At 64.2% G+C, this 24,105-nt stretch carries 19 protein-coding genes and 3 rRNA genes; 7 read left to right on the top strand and 15 right to left on the bottom strand.

Features of this window, described 5'->3' with window-relative positions:
* Positions 1-34: 34 nt before the first annotated feature.
* Positions 35-952: a tetratricopeptide repeat protein gene (locus A5646_RS21965; protein ID WP_066864634.1), complete on the bottom strand. Its 918-nt coding sequence runs from the start codon at positions 950-952 to the stop codon at positions 35-37.
* Between the two features lie 180 nt (positions 953-1,132).
* Positions 1,133-2,326: an acetyl-CoA C-acetyltransferase gene (locus A5646_RS21970; RefSeq protein ID WP_066879060.1), complete on the bottom strand. Its 1,194-nt coding sequence runs from the start codon at positions 2,324-2,326 to the stop codon at positions 1,133-1,135.
* Positions 2,327-2,404: 78 nt separating this feature from the next.
* On the opposite strand from A5646_RS21970, the gene mce reads away from it, so the two are divergent.
* Positions 2,405-2,872 carry a methylmalonyl-CoA epimerase gene (gene mce / locus A5646_RS21975; protein WP_082972021.1) on the top strand — a complete coding sequence of 156 codons (468 nt, stop codon included), beginning with the start codon at positions 2,405-2,407 and terminating at the stop codon, positions 2,870-2,872.
* A gap of 11 nt (positions 2,873-2,883) precedes the next feature.
* On the opposite strand, the gene A5646_RS28455 is transcribed toward mce, so the two are convergent.
* Both A5646_RS28455 and nucS read right to left on the bottom strand, forming a co-directional pair.
* On the bottom strand, positions 2,884-3,192 hold the full coding sequence (locus A5646_RS28455) for a hypothetical protein (protein WP_082975945.1): 309 nt from the start codon (positions 3,190-3,192) through the stop codon (positions 2,884-2,886).
* A gap of 23 nt (positions 3,193-3,215) precedes the next feature.
* Positions 3,216-3,887 carry an endonuclease NucS gene (gene nucS / locus A5646_RS21980; protein ID WP_067024169.1) on the bottom strand — a complete coding sequence of 224 codons (672 nt, stop codon included), beginning with the start codon at positions 3,885-3,887 and terminating at the stop codon, positions 3,216-3,218.
* Between the two features lie 45 nt (positions 3,888-3,932).
* Here nucS and A5646_RS21985 point away from each other — a divergent pair, with 45 nt between their 5' ends.
* Positions 3,933-5,567, top strand: coding sequence for an adenylate/guanylate cyclase domain-containing protein (locus A5646_RS21985; protein ID WP_066864623.1), 1,635 nt, complete (start codon positions 3,933-3,935; stop codon positions 5,565-5,567).
* Positions 5,568-5,626: 59 nt separating this feature from the next.
* Positions 5,627-6,001, top strand: a complete 375-nt coding sequence (locus A5646_RS21990; protein WP_066879055.1) for a hypothetical protein — start codon at positions 5,627-5,629, stop codon at positions 5,999-6,001.
* A 17-nt stretch (positions 6,002-6,018) separates the two neighbouring features.
* Here A5646_RS21990 and A5646_RS21995 read toward each other — a convergent pair whose 3' ends face one another.
* Positions 6,019-7,248, bottom strand: a complete 1,230-nt coding sequence (locus tag A5646_RS21995) for an MFS transporter (RefSeq protein WP_197505258.1) — start codon at positions 7,246-7,248, stop codon at positions 6,019-6,021.
* Positions 7,249-7,337: 89 nt separating this feature from the next.
* On the opposite strand from A5646_RS21995, the gene A5646_RS22000 reads away from it, so the two are divergent.
* Positions 7,338-8,237, top strand: coding sequence for a LysR family transcriptional regulator (locus A5646_RS22000; protein ID WP_067024176.1), 900 nt, complete (start codon positions 7,338-7,340; stop codon positions 8,235-8,237).
* 26 nt (positions 8,238-8,263) lie between these two features.
* Here A5646_RS22000 and A5646_RS22005 read toward each other — a convergent pair whose 3' ends face one another.
* Positions 8,264-9,337 carry a diguanylate cyclase gene (locus tag A5646_RS22005; RefSeq protein ID WP_067024179.1) on the bottom strand — a complete coding sequence of 358 codons (1,074 nt, stop codon included), beginning with the start codon at positions 9,335-9,337 and terminating at the stop codon, positions 8,264-8,266.
* Positions 9,338-9,564: 227 nt separating this feature from the next.
* Here A5646_RS22005 and A5646_RS22010 point away from each other — a divergent pair, with 227 nt between their 5' ends.
* Positions 9,565-11,052, top strand: a complete 1,488-nt coding sequence (locus A5646_RS22010) for a DNA-3-methyladenine glycosylase 2 family protein (RefSeq protein ID WP_066864604.1) — start codon at positions 9,565-9,567, stop codon at positions 11,050-11,052.
* Positions 11,053-11,167: 115 nt separating this feature from the next.
* Positions 11,168-11,659 (top strand): methylated-DNA--[protein]-cysteine S-methyltransferase, encoded by a 492-nt coding sequence (locus A5646_RS22015; RefSeq protein WP_067024206.1) that lies wholly within the window; start codon positions 11,168-11,170, stop codon positions 11,657-11,659.
* A 46-nt stretch (positions 11,660-11,705) separates the two neighbouring features.
* Here the strand turns inward: A5646_RS22015 and rrf are convergent.
* From rrf to murA, 4 genes are all read right to left on the bottom strand, one after another.
* Positions 11,706-11,818, bottom strand: a 5S ribosomal RNA gene (rrf, locus tag A5646_RS22020).
* Between the two features lie 80 nt (positions 11,819-11,898).
* Positions 11,899-15,008: ribosomal RNA gene (locus tag A5646_RS22025) — 23S ribosomal RNA — on the bottom strand.
* 283 nt (positions 15,009-15,291) lie between these two features.
* Positions 15,292-16,822: ribosomal RNA gene (locus A5646_RS22030) — 16S ribosomal RNA — on the bottom strand.
* The 16S, 23S and 5S rRNA genes sit together here, the layout of an rRNA operon.
* A gap of 370 nt (positions 16,823-17,192) precedes the next feature.
* Positions 17,193-18,446 (bottom strand): UDP-N-acetylglucosamine 1-carboxyvinyltransferase, encoded by a 1,254-nt coding sequence (gene murA / locus A5646_RS22035; protein ID WP_066864597.1) that lies wholly within the window; start codon positions 18,444-18,446, stop codon positions 17,193-17,195.
* A gap of 68 nt (positions 18,447-18,514) precedes the next feature.
* On the opposite strand from murA, the gene A5646_RS22040 reads away from it, so the two are divergent.
* Positions 18,515-19,087 carry a cob(I)yrinic acid a,c-diamide adenosyltransferase gene (locus tag A5646_RS22040; protein WP_066864595.1) on the top strand — a complete coding sequence of 191 codons (573 nt, stop codon included), beginning with the start codon at positions 18,515-18,517 and terminating at the stop codon, positions 19,085-19,087.
* Between the two features lie 30 nt (positions 19,088-19,117).
* Here A5646_RS22040 and A5646_RS22045 read toward each other — a convergent pair whose 3' ends face one another.
* Genes A5646_RS22045 through atpA form a run of 5 tightly spaced genes read right to left on the bottom strand, consistent with a single transcriptional unit; the run spans position 19,118 to position 24,073 of the window.
* A complete protein-coding gene (locus A5646_RS22045) occupies positions 19,118-19,561 on the bottom strand; it encodes a DUF2550 domain-containing protein (RefSeq protein WP_066864592.1) in 444 nt (147 codons plus the stop codon).
* Between the two features lie 17 nt (positions 19,562-19,578).
* Positions 19,579-19,944: a F0F1 ATP synthase subunit epsilon gene (locus tag A5646_RS22050; protein WP_066864590.1), complete on the bottom strand. Its 366-nt coding sequence runs from the start codon at positions 19,942-19,944 to the stop codon at positions 19,579-19,581.
* A 34-nt stretch (positions 19,945-19,978) separates the two neighbouring features.
* The gene (gene atpD / locus A5646_RS22055) at positions 19,979-21,448 is read right to left on the bottom strand and encodes a F0F1 ATP synthase subunit beta (RefSeq protein WP_066864587.1); all 1,470 of its coding nucleotides are present in this window, start codon (positions 21,446-21,448) and stop codon (positions 19,979-19,981) included.
* A gap of 21 nt (positions 21,449-21,469) precedes the next feature.
* Positions 21,470-22,378, bottom strand: coding sequence for a F0F1 ATP synthase subunit gamma (locus tag A5646_RS22060; RefSeq protein WP_066864584.1), 909 nt, complete (start codon positions 22,376-22,378; stop codon positions 21,470-21,472).
* A gap of 6 nt (positions 22,379-22,384) precedes the next feature.
* Positions 22,385-24,073 (bottom strand): F0F1 ATP synthase subunit alpha, encoded by a 1,689-nt coding sequence (gene atpA / locus A5646_RS22065; protein ID WP_066864582.1) that lies wholly within the window; start codon positions 24,071-24,073, stop codon positions 22,385-22,387.
* Positions 24,074-24,105: the final 32 nt, after the last annotated feature.

Here is a 24,105-nt window from a genome sequence, read left to right on the forward strand (position 1 = left end):
CACGTCGGCGCTGTGGCTGGCCCCCGAGTAAACCTCAGTACAGCGCGTTGGCGAGGTTGCGCCGCCCGGCGACGACCTCGGGGTCAGTCGGGTCGAAGAGCTCGAAAAGCTCGACCAACCTGGTGCGCACTCGGGTGCGGTCGTCGCCGGATGTGCTGCGCACCAAAGCAATCAGGCGATCGAAGGCGGGTCCGACCTCCTGGTTGAGGATTTGCACGTCGGCCGCCGCGAGGGCGGCTTCGATGTCACCGGGCGCGGCGTCGGCCACGGCAACGGCGTCCGGGCGTTGCGCGGTTGCGCGCGTGAGGAATTCGATCTGCCGGATCGCGCCCTTGGCTTCGGCGTTGGCCGGATTGGCGTCCAGGATCGACTGATACGACGTCTTAGCCGCCTCGAAGTCGCCGTCTTCCAGCTGCTGGCGGGCCGCGGCCAGCTCCGGGTCGACCGCCTCGGCCTCCGCGGAACCGCTTGGGCCCCTAAGCTTTCCGGCGGTCGCCGAGAGAATCTGATCCAGCCAGCCGCGCAACTGCTCGGTCGGCTGCATCCCCTGAAAACTCGAGATCGGCTGCCCGGCGGCCAATGCCACCACGGTCGGGACGGCATCGACACCGAATATCTGCGCCACCCGGGGCGCGACGTCGACGTTGACCGTGGTCAACGACCACTTGCCATTGTCCTGGGCGGCCAGCCCGGCGAACGTGTCGAGCAGCTGGACACACGCATCGCTGCGCGGCGACCACAACAACACCACGACGGGCACTTCCTCGGACCGCAGCAAGACTTCGGCCTCGAAATTGGCCTCGGTGACCGCGATGATGCCGGGGTCACCGTCGGCGGCTGACTGTGTGGCCCCTGCGGCTGGGCCGGCCGCGGGCTGGGCCCGTTGCTTGAGACCGGAGAGATCGACCGCACCAGCCAGGGCGGGGCCGATAGGAGGTCGCGGACGAGTCACGCCGTCAAGTTTGTCATGCGGACGGGCTACCCATCCACCCGGTGGCGGAGCCGCTCAGACGGCGACGCAGCGGGCCGAAAACGCCCACCGAAAAGCCCCGTGATCGGCAAATATGACGAAGATCACAATCGGCCACCGGCGCGCCGCGCCAGCAACGTCGGCAAACGTCCGATCGGGCGGCTAACCCGCGCGCAGAATCAGCGCGTCGCCCTGTCCGCCGGCCCCACACAGCGCCGCGACGGCGTATCCGGAGCCGCGTCGCGACAATTCCAGGGCGGCGTGCAGAGTGATCCGCGCTCCCGACATCCCGATCGGATGCCCGACGGCGATCGCGCCGCCGTTGACGTTGACCAGGTCGGGATTCACGCCCAGTTCGCGGGTCGAGGCCAGCGCCACCGCGGAGAACGCCTCGTTGATCTCGATGACGTCGAGCTGGTCGACGGAGATGCCCTCACGGGCGATCGCCTTCTTGATCGCGTTGGCCGGCTGCGACTGCAGCGTGGAATCCGGCCCGGCCACCACGCCGTGCGCACCGATCTCTGCCAGCCAGCTCAGCCCCAGCTCCTGTGCCTTGGCCTTGCTCATCACCACCACCGCGGCGGCGCCATCGGAGATCTGGGAGGCCGATCCGGCGGTGATGGTGCCGTCACGGCGGAAGGCCGGCTTGAGGCCGGCCAGCGACTCGGCGGTGGTGTTGGCGCGGATCCCCTCGTCCTCGGTGAACTGCAGCGGATCGCCTTTGCGCTGCGGGATGTTGACCGGCACCACTTCGTCGGTGAAGACGCCGTCCTTCCATGCCGCGGCGGCCTTCTGGTGCGACCGGGCAGCGAACTCGTCCTGCTCCTGCCGGGTGAACTGGTCGACGTCGTTGCGCTGCTCGGTGAGCGCGCCCATCGGCTGGTCGGTGAACACGTCGTGCAGGCCGTCGTAGGCCATGTGGTCCAGCACCGTCACATCGCCGTACTTGTAGCCCGAGCGGCTGTCCATCAGCAGGTGCGGCGCCTTGGTCATGGACTCTTGGCCGCCGGCCACCACGACGTCGAACTCCCCGGCGCGAATGAGCTGGTCAGCCAGCGCGATGGAGTCGATGCCGGACAGACACATCTTGTTGATGGTCAACGCCGGAACGTCCCAGCCGATCCCGGCCGCCACGGCCGCCTGGCGTGCCGGCATCTGGCCGGCCCCGGCCGTCAACACCTGGCCCATGATCACGTAGTCGACCAGCGAACCCGGCTCTTGAACATTTGGGAAGGCCTTTTCCAGCGCCCCGGCGATCGCGATCGCCCCCAGATCGCTGGCCGAAAAGTCCTTCAGCGAACCCATCAGCTTGCCGATGGGTGTCCGTGCTCCAGCAACGATCACCGACGTCGTCATGACACTCTCCTAATCCTGCGCCGACGGCCGGTTCGGCCTCCCGGGGAAGCGCAATCTTTGCCGCCAGGTTACCGTTATGTGATGACGACCGATCAAGTTGACGCCCGTCAGATCCTGGCCACCTCACTGGTGACGGCGATCGATCACGTCGGCATCGCAGTCGCCGACCTGGACGCCGCCATCGACTGGTACCACGACACCCTCGGCATGATCCTGGTGCACGAGGAAGTCAACGAGGAGCAGGGAATCCGCGAAGCCATGCTGGCTGTGCGCGGCGCTCCGGCGGGCACCGCACAGATCCAGTTGATGGCCCCGATCGACGAGTCCTCGACGATCGCCAAGTTCCTCGACAAGCGCGGGCCGGGCATCCAGCAGATGGCCGTTCGGGTCAGCGACCTCGACGCCTTGGTCGCCCAGCTGCGCGAGCAGGGTGTGCGGCTGATCTACGACGCGCCCCGGCGCGGCACGGCAAACTCGCGGATCAACTTCATCCACCCCAAGGACGGTGGCGGAGTCCTGATCGAGCTCGTCGAGCCGGCCGCCTGAGACGCCGACCCTCACGACCACTTCCTGGTCGGACCGCGGGTAGCGCGGTGCGTCCAGCACGGCGTGTGCCAATGCCGGCGGTCCTCCACCTGTCCGGGGCCGCCTGCGAGCGTCGAATCGGTGGGCCATACCACCAGATGCGCTGAGCCGGAACGTATTTCGTGGTCGCAGCCGGGACACCGATAGGTCTTGGCCGCCCGGGCCGCCGGTACGGGCCGAACCTCGTACTCGTGGCCGTCCGGGCCGACCTCCACCCGCCGCAGGGCCGGGGGCGGCGCCAACGGCCGCTGCCGACGTGGCGGGGGGCGGCGCCGAGCCATCCGGTCAGTGTAGTGGCGAACCGTCAGAAGAGCCGGTACTCGTCACTGTCCATGCCGCGCATCTTGTCGTAATCCAATGTCAGACAACGGATACCGCGATCGGTGGCGAGCGTGCGGGCCTGCGGTTTGATCTGCTGGGCGGCGAACACTCCCCGGACCGGCGCGAGCACGGTGTCGCGGTTGAGCAATTCCAGGTACCGGGTGAGTTGTTCGACGCCGTCGATCTCGCCGCGCCGCTTGATCTCCACCGCCACCGAGCCCCCGTGTTCGTCGCGGCATAGCAGATCGACCGGACCGATGGCCGTCATGTACTCGCGGCGAACCAGCGTGTATCCCTCGCCGAGCAGTTGCACGTGCTCGGCGAGCAGCGCCTGCAGGTGCGCTTCGACGCCGTCCTTGACCAGGCCGGGGTCGACGCCGAGTTCGTGGCTGGAGTCGTGTTCGATCTCCTCGACGGTGATGCGCAGTTGCTCGCCCGCCTTGTTCTCGACCACCCACACCGGCGATCGATCACCGGGCTCCTCGGTCAGCCAGCACGGCGGGCTCATCCAGTTCAGCGGCTTGTAGGCGCGGTCGTCGGCGTGCACGCTGACCGATCCGTCGGCCTTGAACAACAACAACCTGCGTGCGGAGGGCAGATGCGCGGTGAGCCGGCCGACATAGTCCACGGTGCATTGAGCGATCACTAGACGCACCCGACTCACCTTAGAGCGTCGCCGACAAATTAGGCTGACGCCACCATGTCGGCCAACCAGTCCGTGGCGCAGCGAATAGGCCGGGTGCTCGAGCGGGTCACCCGTCAGAGCGGCCGTCTGCCGGCCACGCCCGCGTACGGCTCCCTGCTGCTGGGGCGGGTGTCGGAAAGCCAGGGCCGTCGCCGGGTACGCATCCAGATCATCATGACCGTCCTGGTGCTGGGGGCGAACCTGGTCGGGATCGTCGCGGGGCTGATCTTGGTCACCGTCGCCATCCCGGTACCGAGCATCTTCGACGACGCACCGGCGTGGCTCACGTTCGGGGTGTCACCGGCCTACATCCTGCTGGCGCTGACGCTGGGCACGTTTTGGATCACCCGCAGGACCGTGCTGGCGTTGCGGTGGGCCATCGAGGAGCGCGCGCCGACGCCCGAGGACGAACGCAACACGTTCATCGCCCCGTGGCGGATCGCGTTGGTCGACCTCGTCCTGTGGGGAACCGGGGCGGTGCTGTATTCGGTCCTCTACGGCCTGGTCAACACGATGTTCATCCCCCGCTTCCTGGTCGGGGTGAGTTTCTGCGGTGTGCTGGTGGCCACCGGCAGTTATCTGCTCGCCGAGTTCGCGTTGCGTCCGGTGGCGGCTCAGGCGCTCGAGGCCGGTCCGCCGCCCCGTCGGCTGGCGGCCGGGATCATGGGCCGGACCATGACGGTGTGGTTCCTCGGTTCAGGTGTTCCGGTCATCGGCATCGCGCTCTTGACGCTGTTCGAGATCTGGCTGAACAATCTCACCCAGACCCAGTTCGCAGTCGGTGTCCTGATCGTGTCGTCGGCGGCGCTGATCTTCGGCTGCATCCTGATGTGGATCCTGGCGTGGCTGACCGCGACACCGGTGCGCGTGGTGCGGGCCGCGCTTCAGCGCGTCGAAAAGGGTGATCTGCGCGGCGAATTGGTGGTATTCGACGGCACCGAACTCGGCGAGCTGCAGCGCGGCTTCAACGCGATGGTCAACGGACTGCGCGAGCGCGAACGCGTTCGCGACCTCTTCGGCCGCCACGTGGGGCGCGAAGTGGCCCTGGCCGCCGAACGCGAGAAGCCGAAGCTGGGCGGCGAAGAACGCCATGTCGCAGTCGTATTCATCGACATCATCGGCTCCACCCAGTTGGTGACCAGCCGCCCGCCGGCCGAGGTGGTGGCCGTGCTCAACCAATTTTTCGGGATCGTCGTCGAAGAGGTGGACCGTTATTGCGGGCTGGTCAACAAGTTCGAGGGCGATGCGACGCTGGCGATCTTCGGGGCTCCCAACCGCCTTGATTCACCGGAAGACGCGGCCCTTGCCGCCGGGCGCAGCATCTCCGAACGGCTGGCCAACGAAATGTCTGAGCTGTCGGCGGGCATCGGCGTGGCGGCCGGCCAAGCCGTGGCCGGAAACGTCGGTGCCAGGGAGCGCTTCGAATACACCGTGATCGGTGAGCCGGTCAACGAGGCGGCCCGGCTGTGCGAGCTGGCCAAGGCGCACGCGAGCCGGCTGCTCGCGACGGCCGACGCGATCGAGCGCGCCAGCGAAACCGAGCGGGCGCGTTGGTCTCTGGGCGACAGCGTGACCCTGCGCGGCCATGAGCGTCCCACCCGACTGGCGGTGCCCGTCGCGGTGGACGACCCGTCGGCCGGACACGGTTGATATCAGACCGAAATGGGTAGAGGGACACAAGAACTGACCCCTCAGAGATTGGTTTGCGCATGACCGGTAGTGGAGTCACCCGTGTTTCGGTCGCCGCGGGAATCGCCGCGGCGATCGCCTTGAGTTCGTTGACCGCGGGTTGCAGCTCGGGCAAGGACAACAAGAACCCCAGCACGTCGACCGTCACCACCACCGTCACGACGCCGGCGAGCGTCACGACAACCGCTCCGACGGCGCCGGGGACCGGCGGACCGGGCGGCGGTGGACCGGGCGTCGGGCCGGGCGGTGCGACCACCGCCGGACCGGGCGGTTCGGGGGCCGGCGCCGGACCCGGCGGGGCCAGCGCGGGCGTCCCGGGTGCCGGGGCGTCGGCGGGACCGGGCGGTGCGGGTGCCTGCGCCGGTGGCGTGTGCGTCGGAACGCCTCCCGGCTGAGGCGCAGGCCTAGCGGTTCATCGGGCGACGGCGACGGCCAGGCGCGCATCGGGCCGAGTTGCCGTCTGCCGCACTAACATTGCGACGAGCAAGGTACCGGCCGCCAGCAGCCCGCCCACGAACAACACGGTCGCCGGCCAGCCGCCGCTGCCGTACACGACGCCGCCCAAGGCGCCGGCCACCGATCCGCCCAGGTAGTAGCTGAACAGGTACAGCGCCGAGGCCTCCGCGCGGTCGCGCTGCGCCACCGCACCCACCCAGCCGCTGGCGACGGTGTGCGCGGCGAAGAAGCCGCCGGTGAACACGCCGACACCGATGACGATGACGGCCAGCGCGTGCGGGACGGTGAGCAGCAGGCCGGCCACGGTGATCGGCAATGCCGAGCCGAGCACGAGCCGGCGGCCCCTGCGGTCCGCGAGCCGCCCGGCCACCACCGACGTCCAGGTGCCCACCAGGTACAGCACGAACAACAGCCCGACCACCGAGGAGGCCAATCCGAAGGGCCGGTCCGTCAGCCGGTATCCGAGGTAGTTGTACACCGTGACGAACGCCCCCATCACCACCGAACCCAAGGCAAACAGCTTCAGCAGCACGGGGTTTCGCACATATGCGGCAAGGTTGCGCACGGTGTCGCGCACGCTCGCCGCCTTCGGGCTGAAGAACTGCGACCGGGGCACCAACAGGGCGAACACGACCGTGCCGGCAAGCGTCATCACCGAGCACACCAACAGCGCGACCCGCCAATTGCTGACGTCGACGACCAGGGACGGCACGATCCGCCCGACCAGCCCTCCCACCGTGGTGCCCGCGACGTAGCGGCCCATCGCCGAACCGAGCGACGAGGCGTGCACCTCCTCGGCCAGGAATGCCATGGCGACCGCCGGTATGCCGGCCAGCGCGACGCCATGCAGCGCGCGTCCGGCCAGTAGCACGCCGAGGGTGGGACTCAGCGGCAGCAACAGCCCGATAACGCTGGACGCTATGCCCGACGTCAGCATCACGGTGATGCGTCCGTAGCGCTCGGACAGCACGCTCGCCGGGATGATCGACAGCGCCAACATGCCCGTCGTCAGCGAAACCGTCAACGCCGCGGTCGCCGGCGTGATCCGGTAGGACGCCGACAACGCCGGGAGCAGCGCCTGCGTGCAGTACATGGCCGCGAAACTGGACAGGCCGGCACCGTACAGCGCGATCGTCATTCGCCGATATCCCTTGGATCCGGCCCGATGCGCGACGACGTGAGGCATGCCAACAATGCTTCGGGCCGTGCAGCCGAAAAGGAAATGAATTATTTCGGTGCTTATGATGCGTCAAACACATAAGCAGAGGTGGTTGCATGCCGGACGGCGACTACGAGTGGTTCATCACACTCGCCGAATTGCAGCACGTCACGGCGGCGGCACAGCAGCTCCATGTCGCCCAGCCGACGCTGACCCGGATGCTGGCTCGCCTGGAACAACAGGTGGGGACGCCGCTGTTCGACCGGCACGGCAGGCGCCTTGCCCTCAACACGTACGGCCGGATCTTCTATGAGCACGCGCGGCGGGCCCAGCTCGAGCTCGATTCGGCCCGGCGCGAGATCGATGACCTGACAAACCCGGCCGTCAGCGAGATCCGGTTGGCCTTTCTGAGCTCGTTCGGATCGACCGTAATTCCAAGGTTGATCGCGAAGTTCGGGGAATCGTCACCGCGGGTGACGTTCGCGCTGGAGGAAGGGCCCGCCGAGTCGATCGGCGATCGCGTGCGGTCCGGCGTCGTCGACATCGGCGTGGTATCGCCACGGCCGCGCAAACGAACGCTGGCCTGGCGCAGCCTGTTTCGTCAACGGCTGGGCATCGCCGTGCCCCAGGACCACCGCTTTTCGCACGGTGCGGCGGTGTCCATGATCGATCTGGCCGGCGAGCGCTTCGTGACGATGCACCGCGGATTCGGCATGCGGGGACTGCTCGACGAGCTCTGTGCGGCGGCGCAGTTTCGGCCCCGCATCGGATTGGAGGCCCCGACCCTCACGACGGTCGCCGGCTTAGTCGCCGCGGGACTGGGCGTCAGCCTGGTGCCCATCGACGGCAGCGAGTACGCGCCGGGGGTGCGGGTGCTGCGGCTGGCCGACGCGGACGCCTATCGCGATGTCGGCATGATCTGGAATTCCGATCGACCGCTGTCTCGCTCGGCACGCGACTTCATCGCCGCCGCCGCGGCGGTAGAACACCACTCGACGAAGGATCCGATCAGCTGAACGCAACGCGCCCCCGCGGATACCGCTCAGACCGCGATCTGGTGGTGACGGGTCTGATTACCGCCACACCGCTTGGCCTCGTACATCGCGGTGTCGGCATGGGCGACCAACTGGTGAAACGCGTGCTCGGCGTAGTCCGAGACCACGTTGCTCAGCGCCAGCGTGGCGATTCCGACGCTGGCGGTCACCGACACGTCCACCCCGGCCACGGCGTCGCAGAGCTGCCGACCCCAGTCCGGCAGCTGTTCTGTCGTCACGATGTCGGCGACCAGGAATTCCTCCCCGCCGACTCGCCCGACCACAGCGGTCTCGCCGCACGCGGTGGTCAAGGTGCCCGCCACAGCGATCAGCGCCTCGTCGCCGGCGGCGTGTCCGCGACTGTCGTTGAGCTCTTTGAAGCGGTCGAGATCGACCATGGCGACCGCCAGAAACATGTGATGGGCGCCGGCCAGCATTCGGCCGACAATGGCCCGGTCGCAGGCTCTCCGGTTCAGCAGACCGGTCAGCGGGTCACGGTTCGCGCGCAAGAGGTCCATCCACAGCGCGCGCACCACGACCTGGATGGCGAGCGGCACGACCACGTTGAGTTCCAGGACCAGAAAGTAACCGGTGAAGGCCAGCAGGGTCTGTCCGCTGGCGGCCAGCCGCACCGCCTGCCAGGCCCCGATCGCGCTGGCCAGAACGAAATTCAGCGCCATGAGCCGGACCGTGTGGAAGAACGCGATGTAGCCGCCGGTGACCGATAACGCCGAGCACGACATCAGCCCGACGAGTGGCTGAGGCTGCCACAGACAACCGCCACCAATGGATATGGCGCCGGTCAGGATGTAGAAGATGGACTGTCGTCGGGTGGGCCACCCGCTCAACCACAACGCCGCCATGCCCAGCCCCAAGACGGCGGCGACGACCGAAATCGCCAGCGCCACACGCGGATACAACGGGACGGGCCCGTACAGCACGTTGACGGGCACCAATACCAACGAGGACGCCACCACGGCGAGAACCCTGCGGGTGCTCGTGCTGAGCCCGTGGGCCTGCAAATAACCTGTCAGCCAATCGAAGTGGTCGTCTTGCGCCCACCACGTCGCTAGCCGCGTCATCGGTTCGCCTTTCCCCGAACTCGCTCACCCCGGTTCGGGCGATAGCAAAGGAGCCAGCGAGTTGCGTCACAGTTAATACCATCGCGCGCTGGAAATAGCTCGAATGGACGAGAAAGGCGCATCGGATGGTGCGCCGCCCACCAGGTTGAATAGGTCGCGCGGGTGCATCCCACGACGATGTCGCTTTTCCGCCAGTTTTGTCGGGGGCTGGGTGTAAGTGTGGAACCGTGCACGACGATTTCGAACGCTGCTACCGCGCCGTCCAGTCGAAGGACGCCCGGTTCGACGGCTGGTTCGTCACCGCGGTGCTGACCACCCGGATCTATTGCCGGCCCAGCTGCCCGGTGCGGCCACCGTTCGCCCGGAACGTGCGGTTTTATCCGACCGCGGCGGCCGCGCAGCGCGCCGGCTTCCGCGCGTGCAAGCGGTGCCGCCCCGACGCCTCCCCGGGGTCTCCGGAATGGAACGTGCGGGATGACATCGTGGCGCGAACGATGCGGCTGATCGCCGACGGCGCGGTGGACCGTGCGGGAGTCACCGGCCTGGCCGCCGAACTCGGTTACACCACCCGGCAGCTGGAGCGCCTCCTGCAGGCCGAGGTGGGGGCCGGCCCGCTAGCCCTGGCCCGTGCGCAACGGGCGCAAACCGCGCGCGTGCTGATCGAGACGACGGATCTGCCGTTCGGCGACGTCGCATTCGCCGCGGGCTTTTCCAGCATCCGTCAGTTCAACGACACCGTGCGCTCGGTGTTCGAGAACACACCGAGCGCGCTGCGGCGGCGCGCGGTGACACGCGCCGCGTCGGCCCCGAATTCGCCTGGCACGGTGAGCCTCCGGCTCCCGGTGCGCACGCCCTTCGCGTACGCCGGTGTCTTCGGTCATCTGGCGGCGGGCACGGTTCCCGGTTGTGAGGAGATCCGCGATGGCGCCTATCGGCGCAGCCTGCGCCTGCCGTTCGGCAACGCGATCGTCGCCCTGACGCCCGCCCTCGATCACGTCCGTTGCGTGCTCGTGCTCGACGACTTTCGCGATCTGACGACGGCCATCGCGCGCTGCCGGCGTCTGCTGGACCTCGATGCCGACCCGCAAGCCGTGGACGATGCGCTCGGCGCGGACGACGAGTTCGCCGCCGTCGTAGCCAAGGCGCCCGGACAGCGAATTCCGCGCACGGTCGACGAGGCCGAGCTCGCGGTGCGTGCGGTGCTGGGCCAGCAGGTGTCCACCAAGGCGGCGAGCACCCATGCGGGCCGCCTGGTCGCTGCCTATGGGCAGCCGATCGACGATCGGGAGGGATCGCTGACCCACACCTTCCCGTCCGTCGAGCAGTTGGCCGAGATCGATCCGGTTCATCTGGCGGTGCCCAGAGCCCGGCAACGAACCCTGAGCGCTTTGGTCGCCGGCCTCGCCGACGGCAGTGTGGTGCTGAGCCCCGGGTGCGACTGGGAAAGGGCCCGAACGCAACTGCTCGCCCTACCCGGGGTGGGCCCGTGGACCGCGGAGGTCATCGCCATGCGCGGCCTCGGCGATCCCGACGCGTTTCCCGCCAGCGATCTGGGCGTGCGCCTGGCCGCCGAACAGCTGGGCCTGCCGTCCGACGAACGGTCCCTCGCCGCTCGCGCCGCACGGTGGCGTCCGTGGCGTTCTTATGCCACCCAGTACCTTTGGACCACTCTCGAGCATCCGGTAAACCATTGGCCGCCACAGGAGGTCGCATGATTCGCGCCGGCGACGAGGCAGCGGGGGGACCTCCCGCTTGCGGGGGGACCTCCCGCTTGCGGGGGACGAAGCGATGCGGGGGCACCTCCCGCTTGCGGGGAGAGGAGTGGCGCACATGATCGAGTACCGCACCATCGACAGCCCGATCGGGCTGCTGACCCTGGCCGGTCGCGGCTCCGTGCTAACCAATCTGCGAATGGTCGACCAGACCTATGAACCGAGCCGCGCCGACTGGTCACCGAACCCCCGGGCGTTCGGTGAGGCTGTCGAACAACTCGCCGCGTATTTCGCCGGCGAGCTGACGAATTTTGATGTCGAGCTCGACCTGCGCGGCACCGAATTTCAGCGCCGAGTATGGCGGGCGCTGCTGACCATTCCTTACGGCGAAACGCGCTCGTACGGCGAAATCGCCGAGCAGATCGGAGCGCCGGGCGCCGCCCGCGCCGTCGGGTTGGCCAACGGCCACAACCCGATCGCCATCGTCGTTCCCTGCCATCGCGTCATCGGTGCCAATGGAAGCCTCACGGGCTTCGGCGGCGGACTCGGCCGAAAGCGCACATTGCTCGAATTAGAAAAGCAACGGGTGACTTTGACACTTTTCGACTAATTGCGCATGCAAAAACACCCCCGTTGCCGGGGGTGTTTTTGTGTATGTTCGGCGGTGTCCTACTTTTCCACCCGTATGGGCAGTATCATCGGCGCTGACAGGCTTAGCTTCCGGGTTCGGAATGGGACCGGGCGTTTCCCTGTCGCTGTGGCCGCCGTAACTCTATTTAAATTTGTTTGGTGGGGGGTGCGGTGTTCGCGGCATTGCTGCCGTGAATTGGACTGTGGTTGCGATTGTGTGTTGGTAAGTTTTCGGCCGGTTAGTGCCAGTTCCCTGCACCCATTACTGGGCTTCCAGGTCTGGCCTATCGAACCCGTGGTCTGCGGGGGGCCTTATCCCTCTAAAAGGGTGAGAAACCTGATCTTGGAGAAGGTTTCCCGCTTAGATGCTTTCAGCGGTTATCCTGTCCGAACGTGGCTATCCAGCCGTGCCCCTGGTGGGACAACTGGTATACCAGAGGTTCGTCCGTCCCGGTCCTCTCGTACTAGGGACAGGTTTCCTCAAGTTTCTGACGCGCGCGGCGGATAGAGACCGAACTGTCTCACGACGTTCTAAACCCAGCTCGCGTGCCGCTTTAATGGGCGAACAGCCCAACCCTTGGGACCTGCTCCAGCCCCAGGATGCGACGAGCCGACATCGAGGTGCCAAACCATCCCGTCGATATGGACTCTTGGGGAAGATCAGCCTGTTATCCCCGGGGTACCTTTTATCCGTTGAGCGACACCCCTTCCACTCAGAGGTGCCGGATCACTAGTCCCGACTTTCGTCCCTGCTTGACTTGTAAGTCTCGCAGTCAAGCTCCCTTGTGCACTTACACTCAACACCTGATTGCCGTCCAGGTTGAGGGAACCTTTGGGCGCCTCCGTTACATTTTAGGAGGCAACCGCCCCAGTTAAACTACCCGCCAGGCACTGTCCGTGAACCCGATAAGGGTTCGACGTTAGGTGTCCAATACGATCAGAGTGGTATTTCAACAACGACTCCATACAAACTGGCGTCTGTACTTCACAGTCTCCCACCTATCCTACACAAACCGTACCGAACACCAATACCAAGTTGTAGTGAAGGTCCCGGGGTCTTTTCGTCCTGCCGCGCGTAACGAGCATCTTTACTCGTAGTGCAATTTCGCCGAGTCTATGGTTGAGACAGTTGGGAAGTCGTTACGCCATTCGTGCAGGTCGGAACTTACCCGACAAGGAATTTCGCTACCTTAGGATGGTTATAGTTACCACCGCCGTTTACTGGGGCTTAAATTCTCCGCTTCACCTTACGGTTAACGGGTCCTCTTAACCTTCCAGCACCGGGCAGGCGTCAGTCCGTATACATCGTCTTGCGACTTCGCACGGACCTGTGTTTTTAGTAAACAGTCGCTACCCACTGGTTTCTGCGGCCGAATCCCGCTCCCACCGCAAGGGTGTTCACGGTATTCCGGCCCCCCTTCTCCCGAAGTTACGGGGGCATTTTGCCGAGTTCCTTAACCATAGTTATCTCGTACGCCTTGGTATTCTCTACCTGACCACCTGTGTTGGTTTGGGGTACGGGCCGTGTATGTGCTCGCTAGAGGCTTTTCTTGGCAGCAGAGGATCACCGAATTCGCCTCAATCGGCTATGCATCACCTCTCGGGATTAATGAGCGACGGATTTGCCTATCGCTCTCCCTACGGGCTTGCCCCAGTATTACCACTGACTGGTACGGCTACCTTCCTGCGTCACCCCATCGCTTGACTACTACCAGCGAAGGTCCCACGCAGCCCCGAAACTCCATGCCCCCGAAGGGGAATGGTCGATCCGGTTTTGGGTGGTTAGTACCGCTGATTCATCAGGGACGCCTATACACGGGTACGGGAATATCAACCCGTTGTCCATCGACTACGCCTGTCGGCCTCGCCTTAGGTCCCGACTCACCCTGGGCGGACTGGCCTGGCCCAGGAACCCTTGGTCTTACGGCGGGCAAGGTTCTCACTTGCCTTATCGCTACTCATGCCTGCATTCTCACTCCCCCACCCTCCACCACCGGTTACCCGGAGGCTTCGCTGAATGAGGGACGCTCCCCTACCCACATTCACGTAGACGTGAATGTGCCGCGGCTTCGGCGGTGTGCTTGAGCCCCGCTACATTATCGGCGCATAATCACTTGACCAGTGAGCTATTACGCACTCTTTCAAGGGTGGCTGCTTCTAAGCCAACCTCCTGGTTGTCTCTGCGACTACACATCCTTTTCCACTTAGCACACGCTTAGGGGCCTTAGCCGGCGATCTGGGCTGTTTCCCTTTCGACGTACGGAGCTTATCCCCCGCCGTCTCACTGCCACGCTTTACACCACGGCATTCGGAGTTTGGCTGACGTCAGTAACCTAGTAGGGCCCATCGGCCATCCAGTAGCTCTACCTCCGTGGTGAACCACGCAACGCTGCACCTAAATGCATTTCGGGGAGAACCAGCTATCACGGAGTTTGATTGGCCTTTCACCCCTACCCACAGCTCATCCCCTCAGTCTTCAACCTAAGTGGGTTCGGGCCTCCACGCGGTCTTACCCGCGCTTCACCCTGGCCATGGGTAGATCACTCCGCTTCGGGTCCAGAACACGCCACTACACCCCAAAGGGGATGCGCCCTATTCAGACTCGCTTTCGCTGCGGCTACCCCGCACGGGTTAACCTCGCGACGTGTCCCTGACTCGCAGGCTCATTCTTCAAAAGGCACGCCATCACCCCACGAGGAGGCTTTGACGGATTGTAGGCACACGGTTTCAGGTACTATTTCACTCCCCTCCCGGGGTACTTTTCACCATTCCCTCACGGTACTAATCCGCTATCGGTCATCGAGAAGTATTTAGGCTTACCGGGTGGTCCCGGCAGATTCACAGCAGATTCCACGGGCCCGCTGCTACTCGGGAGTTGATACTAGGTAGGTGACGGGTTTTCGCGTACCGGGCTCTCACCGTCTACGGCAGGCCATCCCAGGCCATTTCTGCTAACCACGACACTTTCTGACTACCCCTCAGCCAGGTAGAGCTGAGACATATCAATCCCACAACACCGCGCACACAACCCCTACCCGGTTATACATGCGTGCGGTTTAGCCTGTTCCGCGTTCGCTCGCCACTACTGACGGAATCACAATTGTTTTCTTCTCCTACGGGTACTGAGATGTTTCACTTCCCCGCGTTACCTCCCGCACCCTATATATTCAGATACGGGTAACACGACATCACTCGTGCTGGGTTTCCCCATTCGGAAATCCTCGGATCAATGCTTGGTTGACAGCTCCCCGAGGCATATCGCAGCCTCCCACGTCCTTCATCGGCTCTCGATGCCAAGGCATCCACCATGCGCCCTTAAACACTTACTTACACACAAGAGTTAAAAAAGAAATTACACATTTCGATGAACACGCCGGTCACGAAGGACCACGCGTTCATCTAGATGCTCGCAACCACTATCCAATACTCAAACACCACACCCCACCACCAAGATGGAGGGACTCCACACGGATCGACCGAGTGTTGTCTCAGGGCCCAATAGTGTGTCTGGCAATCATTTGCTGTTGTGCACCCGGTTTTCGTCCACTACAGACGAGAACCCCTCACGGCTCGCACTCCACCAATTGGAGTGCTTTTCGTGGTGCTCCTTAGAAAGGAGGTGATCCAGCCGCACCTTCCGGTACGGCTACCTTGTTACGACTTCGTCCCAATCGCCGATCCCACCTTCGACAGCTCCCTCCAAAAGGTTAGGCCACTGGCTTCGGGTGTTACCGACTTTCATGACGTGACGGGCGGTGTGTACAAGGCCCGGGAACGTATTCACCGCAGCGTTGCTGATCTGCGATTACTAGCGACTCCGACTTCATGGGGTCGAGTTGCAGACCCCAATCCGAACTGAGACCGGCTTTAAAAGGATTCGCTTAACCTTACGGCATCGCAGCCCTTTGTACCGGCCATTGTAGCATGTGTGAAGCCCTGGACATAAGGGGCATGATGACTTGACGTCATCCCCACCTTCCTCCGAGTTGACCCCGGCAGTCTCTCACGAGTCCCCGGCATTACCCGCTGGCAACATGAGACAAGGGTTGCGCTCGTTGCGGGACTTAACCCAACATCTCACGACACGAGCTGACGACAGCCATGCACCACCTGCACACAGGCCACAAGGGAACGCCTATCTCTAGACGCGTCCTGTGCATGTCAAACCCAGGTAAGGTTCTTCGCGTTGCATCGAATTAATCCACATGCTCCGCCGCTTGTGCGGGCCCCCGTCAATTCCTTTGAGTTTTAGCCTTGCGGCCGTACTCCCCAGGCGGGGTACTTAATGCGTTAGCTACGGCACGGATCCCAAGGAAGGAAACCCACACCTAGTACCCACCGTTTACGGCGTGGACTACCAGGGTATCTAATCCTGTTCGCTCCCCACGCTTTCGCTCCTCAGCGTCAGTTACTGCCCAGAGACCCGCCTTCGCCACCGGTGTTCCTCCTGATATCTGCGCATTCCACCGCTACACCAGGAATTCCAGTCTCCCCTGCAGTACTCTAGTCTGCCCGTATCGCCCGCACGCTCACAGTTAAGCCGTGAGATTTCACGAACAACGCGACAAACCACCTACGAGCTCTTTACGCCCAGTAATTCCGGACAACGCTCGCACCCTACGTATTACCGCGGCTGCTGGCACGTAGTTGGCCGGTGCTTCTTCTCCACCTACCGTCAATCCGAGAAAACCCGGACCTTCGTCGATGGTGAAAGAGGTTTACAACCCGAAGGCCGTCATCCCCCACGCGGCGTCGCTGCATCAGGCTTGCGCCCATTGTGCAATATTCCCCACTGCTGCCTCCCGTAGGAGTCTGGGCCGTATCTCAGTCCCAGTGTGGCCGGACACCCTCTCAGGCCGGCTACCCGTCGTCGCCTTGGTAGGCCATCACCCCACCAACAAGCTGATAGGCCGCGGGCCCATCCCACACCGCAAAAGCTTTCCACCAAAAGACATGCGTCTAAAGGTCCTATCCGGTATTAGACCCAGTTTCCCAGGCTTATCCCGAAGTGCAGGGCAGATTGCCCACGTGTTACTCACCCGTTCGCCACTCGAGTACCTCCGAAGAGGCCTTTCCGTTCGACTTGCATGTGTTAAGCACGCCGCCAGCGTTCGTCCTGAGCCAGGATCAAACTCTCCAAACAAAATCTCCTCGCAGAACGAGGTGAATTTCAAATCAGAGATAATCTGACCTAACAAAAAGACACCAAAAACTGGCATCAAAAAAACGACCATACCCACACACGGGGGGTGCGAAGTATGGTCAAAAAACAACAACAAATAAAAAGACCAAACACACTATTGAGTTCTCAAACAACACTTGTTTCGCCCGTTTTGGGGCAACCCTGCCAGCTTAATACAGATCCGGCAGGTAAGTCAACTCCCAGTTTTGATCTGCTAGAGACCGTCTCGGGAGCAGCCGTGCCAGGCTAGTACCAATCCAGCGAGGGAGTCAAGGCCCCGCTCTCGTCCACCTTCGCGTTGGTGACCGCGCTTGTGGGGCACTGACTTTGGTTACTGTACCCGCTCGATCTCCGCTCCCAAAATCGCCAGGTTTTCCACGAACAACGGGTAGCCGCGATCGATGTGGAACACGTCGTGGACCTCGGTGTCTCCGTCGGCGACAAGCCCGGCCAATACCAGGCCCGCGCCGGCCCGGATGTCCGAACACCACACCGGCGCGCTCGACAATTGCGGCAGCCCCCGAACGACGGCATGGTGTCCGTCGGTGCGGGCATCGGCGCCCAGGCGAATCATTTCCTCGACGAACCGAAAGCGCGCCTCGAATACGTTCTCGGTGATCATCGAGGTGCCGTCGGCGATCGAGGCTAAGGCGATGGCCATCGGCTGCAGGTCGGTCGGGAATCCGGGATATGGCAGGGTCGCCACGTTGACGGCCTTGGGGCGCTCGTACTGCGCCACCCGGAAGCTGTCGTCGGTCTGGGTCACGGTGGCGCCGGCGTCGTGCAATTTGTGCAGCACCACCTGCAGGTGTGCCGGGTCGATGCCCGTCACCGTGATGTCACCGCGGGTGATCGCGGCAGCGATCCCCCACGTGGCGGCGACGATGCGATCCCCGATGACGCGATGCTCGGTCGGGTGCAGCTTCGGGACGCCGGTGATGGTCATGGTCGGCGAACCGGCGCCTTCGATCTGCGCGCCCATCTGGTTCAACATCGTGCACAGGTCGACGACGTCGGGCTCGCGTGCCGCGTTGTGGATGACGGTCACGCCCTCGGCCACGACCGCGGCCATCAGAATGTTCTCAGTGGCTCCCACCGAGGGGAACTCCAGCTGAATCTCCGCGCCGCGCAGCGTATCGGCCTGCGCCACCACGCATCCGTGCTCGATGTTGCATTGCGCGCCGAGCTGGCGCAGGCCGGCCTGATGCATGTCCAGTGGGCGCGAACCGATCGCGTCACCACCGGGCAGCGCGACACGAGCGCGCTTGCACCGGCCGACCAGCGGTCCCAGCACGCACACCGACGCGCGAAACTGCCGGACCGCGGCGAAGTCGGCGTCATATTTCGGCTCGTCCGGAGAGGTGATGCGGGCGACGTCGCCGTCCAGTTCGACGGTCGCGCCCAGCCCGCGCAGCACCTCGGCCATCAACGGCACGTCCAGGATGTCGGGGCAGTTCGTGATCGTGCTGGTGCCTTCGGCCAGCAGCGTTGCGGCCATCAGCTTGAGCACGCTGTTTTTCGCGCCCCCTACTGCGACTTCGCCTGACAACCGGTTGCCGCCGGTCACCACGAATCGCTCAGCCACCCGCGTCAGTCTAGTGAAGCGGTATCGCCTTGTCAGTCGGCCGAGCCACACCCGAGTACGGTTTGCTCATGGCTGTACACCTGACTCGCATCTACACGCGAACCGGCGACGACGGCACCACGGGATTGAGCGACTTCTCCCGGGTCTCCAAGAACGATCCCCGGCTGGTGGCCTACGCCGATTGCGACGAAGCCAACGCGGCGATCGGTGTCGCGGTCGCCGTCGGCCGGCCCGACGAGCAGCTCACCAGCGTATTGCGCCAGATTCAAAACGACTTGTTCGACGCCGGCGCGGATCTGTCGACCCCCGTGGTCGACAACCCGGAATATCCCCCGCTGCGGGTCACCCAGCCTTACATCGATCGGCTCGAAAAGTGGTGTGACACGTACAACGAGCCCTTGCCGAAGCTGAATTCGTTTGTGCTGCCCGGTGGTTCGCCGTTGTCGGCGTTTCTGCACGTCGCTCGCACCGTGGTGCGCCGAGCCGAGCGGTCGGCGTGGGCCGCGGTCGATGCCGCGCCCGGGCAGGTCAGCGTGCTGCCCGCGAAATACCTGAACCGCCTCTCGGATCTGCTGTTCATCCTGTCGCGGGTGGCCAACCCCGACGGTGATGTGCTCTGGAAACCGGCGGCCGGAAGCTAGCAGGGGTCCGATCGCCTCAACGCGGCGCGGCTAGAGGCCGCGCCGGCGGGACCGCGGCGACGGACGCGATTCCAGCCAGGATAAAAACGCCGTCAACGCGCCCTTGTCGAGCGCGATCTCGTAGCCGGACCTGCGGTCCTGGGTGGTGTCACGCAGCTCGATGACGACGATCTCGTCGGTCATGATGTCGAACTCGTCGCCGCGTGGCGCCCTCCTCGAGACGATCTCGACGCCTCGCCGGCTCAGCCGTCGATCCGGCCACAATCGCAGACTGGACAATCGGTAGAACGCGGCTTCCCCACCGCGGTAACGGATTACGCCATGGCGCCAGCCGTGGCCTCCGACCGCGGGAATGTCTCGCATGATCCCCGCCGTGCCGCCCTGGCGCAGCTTCCACAATCGATAGCTCAGCGCGACGACGGCGCCTGCCAGCACGACGACCAGCACGACCATCCCAACCATGGGCGCGCTCATCGTCTGGACCGAGGCGGTTAGTCGATCGCGCCGACGGCGCGCAACCTTGCGCGCCCCTTGGCGGCGATACGCGGGTCGTCCGACTCGGAAGCCTCTCTGGCGGCGCTTTCGTCGATCTCCGACTCGAACTCGGCGGATTCGGCGAGGATTGTCACCGATTCCTCGGTGACGGACAGAAATCCGCCGTCCACCGCGATCCGCAGATCGTCTTCACCGTCTCGTTCGACGCGCACCATTGCATCGTCGACCAACTGCGCTACCAGCGGGATGTGCCGCGGCAGGATGCCGATCTCACCGACGGTGGTACGGGTGAACAGAAACGTCGCCTCACCCGACCAGATCTTTCGATCGACGGCGACTATCTCAACGTTCAAATCCGCCATGCCACGAGCCTTTCAGAGCCTTTTCGCTCACGCCTCAGGAATCCAGTTTGGCGCCAAAGCTTTCGGCCTTCTTCGCCAAGTCGTCCAGGCCGCCGATCAAGAAGAACGCCTGCTCCGGGATGTGGTCGAAATCGCCCTTGGTTAGGCGGTCGAACGCCTCGATGGTCTCCTTCAGCGGTACCGTCGAACCGGGCTGACCGGTGAACTGCTCGGCCGCCATCATGTTCTGCGACAGGAATCGCTCGATCCGTCGTGCACGCTGAACGAGCTGCTTGTCCTCTTCGGACAACTCGTCGATACCGAGGATCGCGATGATGTCCTGCAGGTCCTTGTACCGCTGCAAGATTCGGATGACTTCCTGGGCAACGCGGTAGTGCTCGTCACCGACAACACTCGGGTCCAGAATGGTCGAGCTCGACGCCAGGGGGTCCACCGCGGGGAAGATGCCCTTGGAGAACACGTTTCGAGAGAGCTCGGTGGTGGCGTCCAGGTGCGCGAATGTCGTCGCCGGCGCCGGGTCGGTGTAGTCGTCGGCGGGCACATAAACGGCCTGCATCGACGTGATCGACTTGCCTCGCGTCGAGGTGATGCGCTCCTGCAACTCGCCCATCTCGTCGGCCAGCGTCGGCTGGTAACCCACCGCGGACGGCATACGACCGAGCAGCGTCGAGACCTCGGATCCGGCCTGGGTGAACCGGAAGATGTTGTCGATGAACAGCAACACGTCCTGGCCGGCCTCGTCACGGAACCACTCCGCCATGGTCAGCGCGGACAGGGCCACCCGCATGCGGGTGCCGGGCGGCTCGTCCATCTGACCGAACACCAGCGCGGTGTCCTTGAGCACGTCGGCTTCCTTGAGTTCGACCCACAGGTCGTTGCCCTCACGGGTGCGCTCACCGACGCCGGCGAAAACCGAAGTGCCACCGAAGTTTCGGGCGATACGGTTGATCATCTCCTGGATCAGCACCGTCTTGCCCACGCCCGCACCGCCGAACAGTGCGATCTTGCCACCACGCACGTACGGGGTGAGCAGGTCGACGACCTTCAGACCCGTCTCGAGCATCTCGGTGCGGGGCTCGAGCTCCTCGAACGGCGGCGGTTTGCGGTGGATTGACCAGTGGTCGAACTCCTCGCCGTACCCTGGCTTATCCAGGCAGTCGCCCAAGGCGTTGAAGACGTGCCCCTTGACGCCCTCACCGACCGGCACCGAGATCGACTTTCCGGAGTCAGTGACCTCAACGCCGCGCACGAGGCCGTCGGTGGGCTGCAGCGAGATTGCCCGAACGAGGTTGTCGCCCAAGTGCTGCGCAACCTCGAGTGTCAGGGTCTTCTTGAGCTCCTCGAACGTGATCTCCGCGTTGAGAGCGTTGAATAGCTCGGGTACCGAGCCGCGCGGGAACTCGACGTCGACGACGGGGCCGGTCACCCGTACGATGCGGCCGTTGGTGTCGGCTTTGGTCGACTTCTTGTCGGTCTTCTCGGTGCTTTCAGTAGTAGCAGCCATATTTTTCTTCTTCCTCGTGTGCTACTGAGCGTCGGCGAGCGCGTTTGCGCCGCCGACGATTTCGCTGATCTCCTGGGTGATCTGAGCCTGGCGCTCCCGGTTCGCCATCAACGTCAGCTCTTTGATCAGGTCGTCGGCGTTGTCGGTCGCCGACTTCATCGCTCGTTGACGCGACGCGAGCTCCGATGCCGCCGATTCGAGCAACGCGGCATACACCCTGGTCGTCACATACCGCGGCAGCAGCGCGTCGAAAAGCGTTGTGGCGTCTGGTTCGAACGAGTACAAGGTGTGGAGTTCGTCGGTGTCCTCGACGTATTCCATGACCAGCGGAGCGATCCGATGGGCCACCGCGGCCTGCGACATCATCGACTTGAATTCCGAGTAGACGATGTGCAGTTCGTCGACGCCCTGGTCGTCCTGTGACTCGTCATCGCCGACCCCGGCCATGAAGCTCTCGACCAAAGTGGACGCGATCTCCTGGGCGTTCTCCACCTGGGGCTGCTCGGAGAAACCCGTCCAGGATTCGGTGATGTCCCAGTTGCGGAACTTGAAGTAGTTCTGCGCCTTCCGGCCCACCGTGTAAACGATGGGTGTCTTGCCCTCCTCCCGCAGCAACGAGAACAGTTCCTCGGCACGGCGGAAGATGCTTGAGTTGTACGCGCCGCACAGACCGCGGTCCGAGGACACCACCAGGACGCCGGCGCGCTTCGGCTCGTCACGCTCGACCAACAACGGATGGTCCAAAGCGGCTTCGGAGGACAACGTGGTGAGCATCGACGTGATCTGGAATGCGTAAGGCCGGGCGGATTCCAGCCGGGCCTGCGCCTTGCCGATGCGCGAGGTCGCGATCATCTCCTGGGCCTTGGTGATCTTCTTGATCGACCCGGCCGAACGGATCCGGCCCCGTAATTCGCGAAGTGTTGCCGCCATCGGTAGCTACTTCTTGTCCTTGCCGGAGGCCTTGGAATCCTTGGATTCCTTCTTGTCCTTCGGCTTCTCCTTCTTGACCTGTACGGACTCTTTCTCCAGATCCTCTTCGTCCAGGGGCTCGACGTGCTCGTCGGGCACGACCGAGCCGCCACCGGTGGCCGCGAAGCCCTTCTTGAAGTTGTTGATGATCTCGGTGAGCTGGTTCTCGCCCTCTTCGGAGAGCTTGCCGCTGTCGCGGACGCCGGCCAGGAACTTCTCTTCCGAGGCCCGCATGTGATCCAGCAGCTCGGTCTCGAAACGTCGGACGTCCTCGACGGGCACCGAGTCCAGGTGACCGCCGGTGCCCAGGAAGATCGACACCACCTGCTCCTCAACCGGCATGGGTTGGTACTGAGGCTGCTTCAACAGCTCGACCAGGCGTTCACCGCGCTCCAGCTGGGCCTTGGACGTCGCGTCCAGATCTGAGGCGAATGCGGCGAAGGACTCCAGCTCCCGGTACTGCGACAGGTCTAGACGCAACGAGCCTGCGACTTCCTTCATGGCCTTGATTTGCGCCGCACCACCCACGCGGGACACCGAGACACCGACGTTGATGGCCGGCCGCACGCCCTGGTTGAACAGGTCGGATTCCAGGAAGCACTGGCCGTCGGTGATCGAGATGACATTGGTGGGGATGTAGGCCGAGATGTCGTTCGCCTTGGTCTCGATAACCGGCAACCCGGTCAGCGAGCCGCCACCGAGGTCGTCGGACAGCTTGGCGCAACGCTCCAGCAGGCGGGAGTGCAGGTAGAAGACGTCGCCGGGGTACGCCTCGCGACCCGGCGGACGGCGGAGCAGCAGGGAAATGGCGCGGTAGGCCTCGGCCTGCTTGCTCAGGTCGTCGAAGACGATCAGCACGTGCTTGCCCTCGTACATCCAGTGCTGGGCAATCGCCGAACCCGTGTACGGCGCAAGCCATTTGAAGCCGGCGGAGTCGGATGCCGGCGCCGCCACGATGGTGGTGTAGTCCATGGCGCCACCCTCGTCGAGCGCGCGTCGGACCGAGGCGATCGTGGTGCCCTTCTGGCCGATGGCCACGTACACGCAGCGCACCTGCTTGCGTTCGTCGCCCGACTCCCAGTTCTCCCGCTGGTTGAGGATGGTATCCACGCAGACGGCGGTCTTGCCGGTCTTGCGGTCACCGATGATCAGCTGGCGCTGGCCGCGCCCGATCGGGGTCATCGCGTCGATGGCCTTGATCCCGGTCTGCAGCGGCTCGCTCACGCTCTGCCGCTGCACCACCGACGGCGCCTGGATCTCCAGCGCGCGGCGAATGTCGGTATCGATGTCGCCCTGGCCGTCGATCGGCTGGCCGAGCGGATTGACCACGCGCCCTAGGAACGCGTCGCCGACGGGCACCGACAGGACCTCGCCGGTGCGCTTAACCTGTTGGCCTTCTTCGATTTTCTCGAAGTCACCCAGGATCACCGCGCCGATGTCGTGTTCATCGAGGTTCAGGGCGACGCCAAGGACCCCGCCGGGGAACTCGAGCAACTCTTGGGTCATGACGGAGGGCAAACCCTCGACGTGCGCGATACCGTCCCCGGCCTCGATGACCGAGCCGACCTCCTCGCGGGCGGTGTCGGACGTGAAGGAGCCTACGTACTCCTCGATGGCGCTCTGGATGTCCTCAGCGGAGATGGTCAACTCGGCCATGGCTATTCGTCTTCCTACTTGATCTTGGTTCG

Origin of the sequence: Mycobacterium sp. 1245499.0 (genome assembly GCF_001673615.1) — a bacterium.
GTDB lineage: Bacteria > Actinomycetota > Actinomycetes > Mycobacteriales > Mycobacteriaceae > Mycobacterium > Mycobacterium europaeum_A.

What these genes read in the sequence shown, in the direction of transcription:
- atpA (WP_066864582.1), bottom strand. Translation starts at nt 24,073, where the DNA reads ATGGCCGAGTTGACCATCTCCGCTGAGGACATCCAGAGCGCCATCGAG.
- A5646_RS21990 (WP_066879055.1), top strand. Translation starts at nt 5,627, where the DNA reads ATGACCGGTAGTGGAGTCACCCGTGTTTCGGTCGCCGCGGGAATCGCC.
- atpD (WP_066864587.1), bottom strand. Translation starts at nt 21,448, where the DNA reads ATGGCTGCTACTACTGAAAGCACCGAGAAGACCGACAAGAAGTCGACC.
- A5646_RS21995 (WP_197505258.1), bottom strand. Translation starts at nt 7,248, where the DNA reads ATGCCTCACGTCGTCGCGCATCGGGCCGGATCCAAGGGATATCGGCGA.
- A5646_RS22000 (WP_067024176.1), top strand. Translation starts at nt 7,338, where the DNA reads ATGCCGGACGGCGACTACGAGTGGTTCATCACACTCGCCGAATTGCAG.
- A5646_RS21970 (WP_066879060.1), bottom strand. Translation starts at nt 2,326, where the DNA reads ATGACGACGTCGGTGATCGTTGCTGGAGCACGGACACCCATCGGCAAG.
- A5646_RS22060 (WP_066864584.1), bottom strand. Translation starts at nt 22,378, where the DNA reads ATGGCGGCAACACTTCGCGAATTACGGGGCCGGATCCGTTCGGCCGGG.
- A5646_RS22015 (WP_067024206.1), top strand. Translation starts at nt 11,168, where the DNA reads ATGATCGAGTACCGCACCATCGACAGCCCGATCGGGCTGCTGACCCTG.
- A5646_RS22040 (WP_066864595.1), top strand. Translation starts at nt 18,515, where the DNA reads ATGGCTGTACACCTGACTCGCATCTACACGCGAACCGGCGACGACGGC.
- A5646_RS22050 (WP_066864590.1), bottom strand. Translation starts at nt 19,944, where the DNA reads ATGGCGGATTTGAACGTTGAGATAGTCGCCGTCGATCGAAAGATCTGG.
- A5646_RS22005 (WP_067024179.1), bottom strand. Translation starts at nt 9,337, where the DNA reads ATGACGCGGCTAGCGACGTGGTGGGCGCAAGACGACCACTTCGATTGG.
- A5646_RS21985 (WP_066864623.1), top strand. Translation starts at nt 3,933, where the DNA reads ATGTCGGCCAACCAGTCCGTGGCGCAGCGAATAGGCCGGGTGCTCGAG.
- A5646_RS22045 (WP_066864592.1), bottom strand. Translation starts at nt 19,561, where the DNA reads ATGAGCGCGCCCATGGTTGGGATGGTCGTGCTGGTCGTCGTGCTGGCA.
- A5646_RS28455 (WP_082975945.1), bottom strand. Translation starts at nt 3,192, where the DNA reads ATGGCTCGGCGCCGCCCCCCGCCACGTCGGCAGCGGCCGTTGGCGCCG.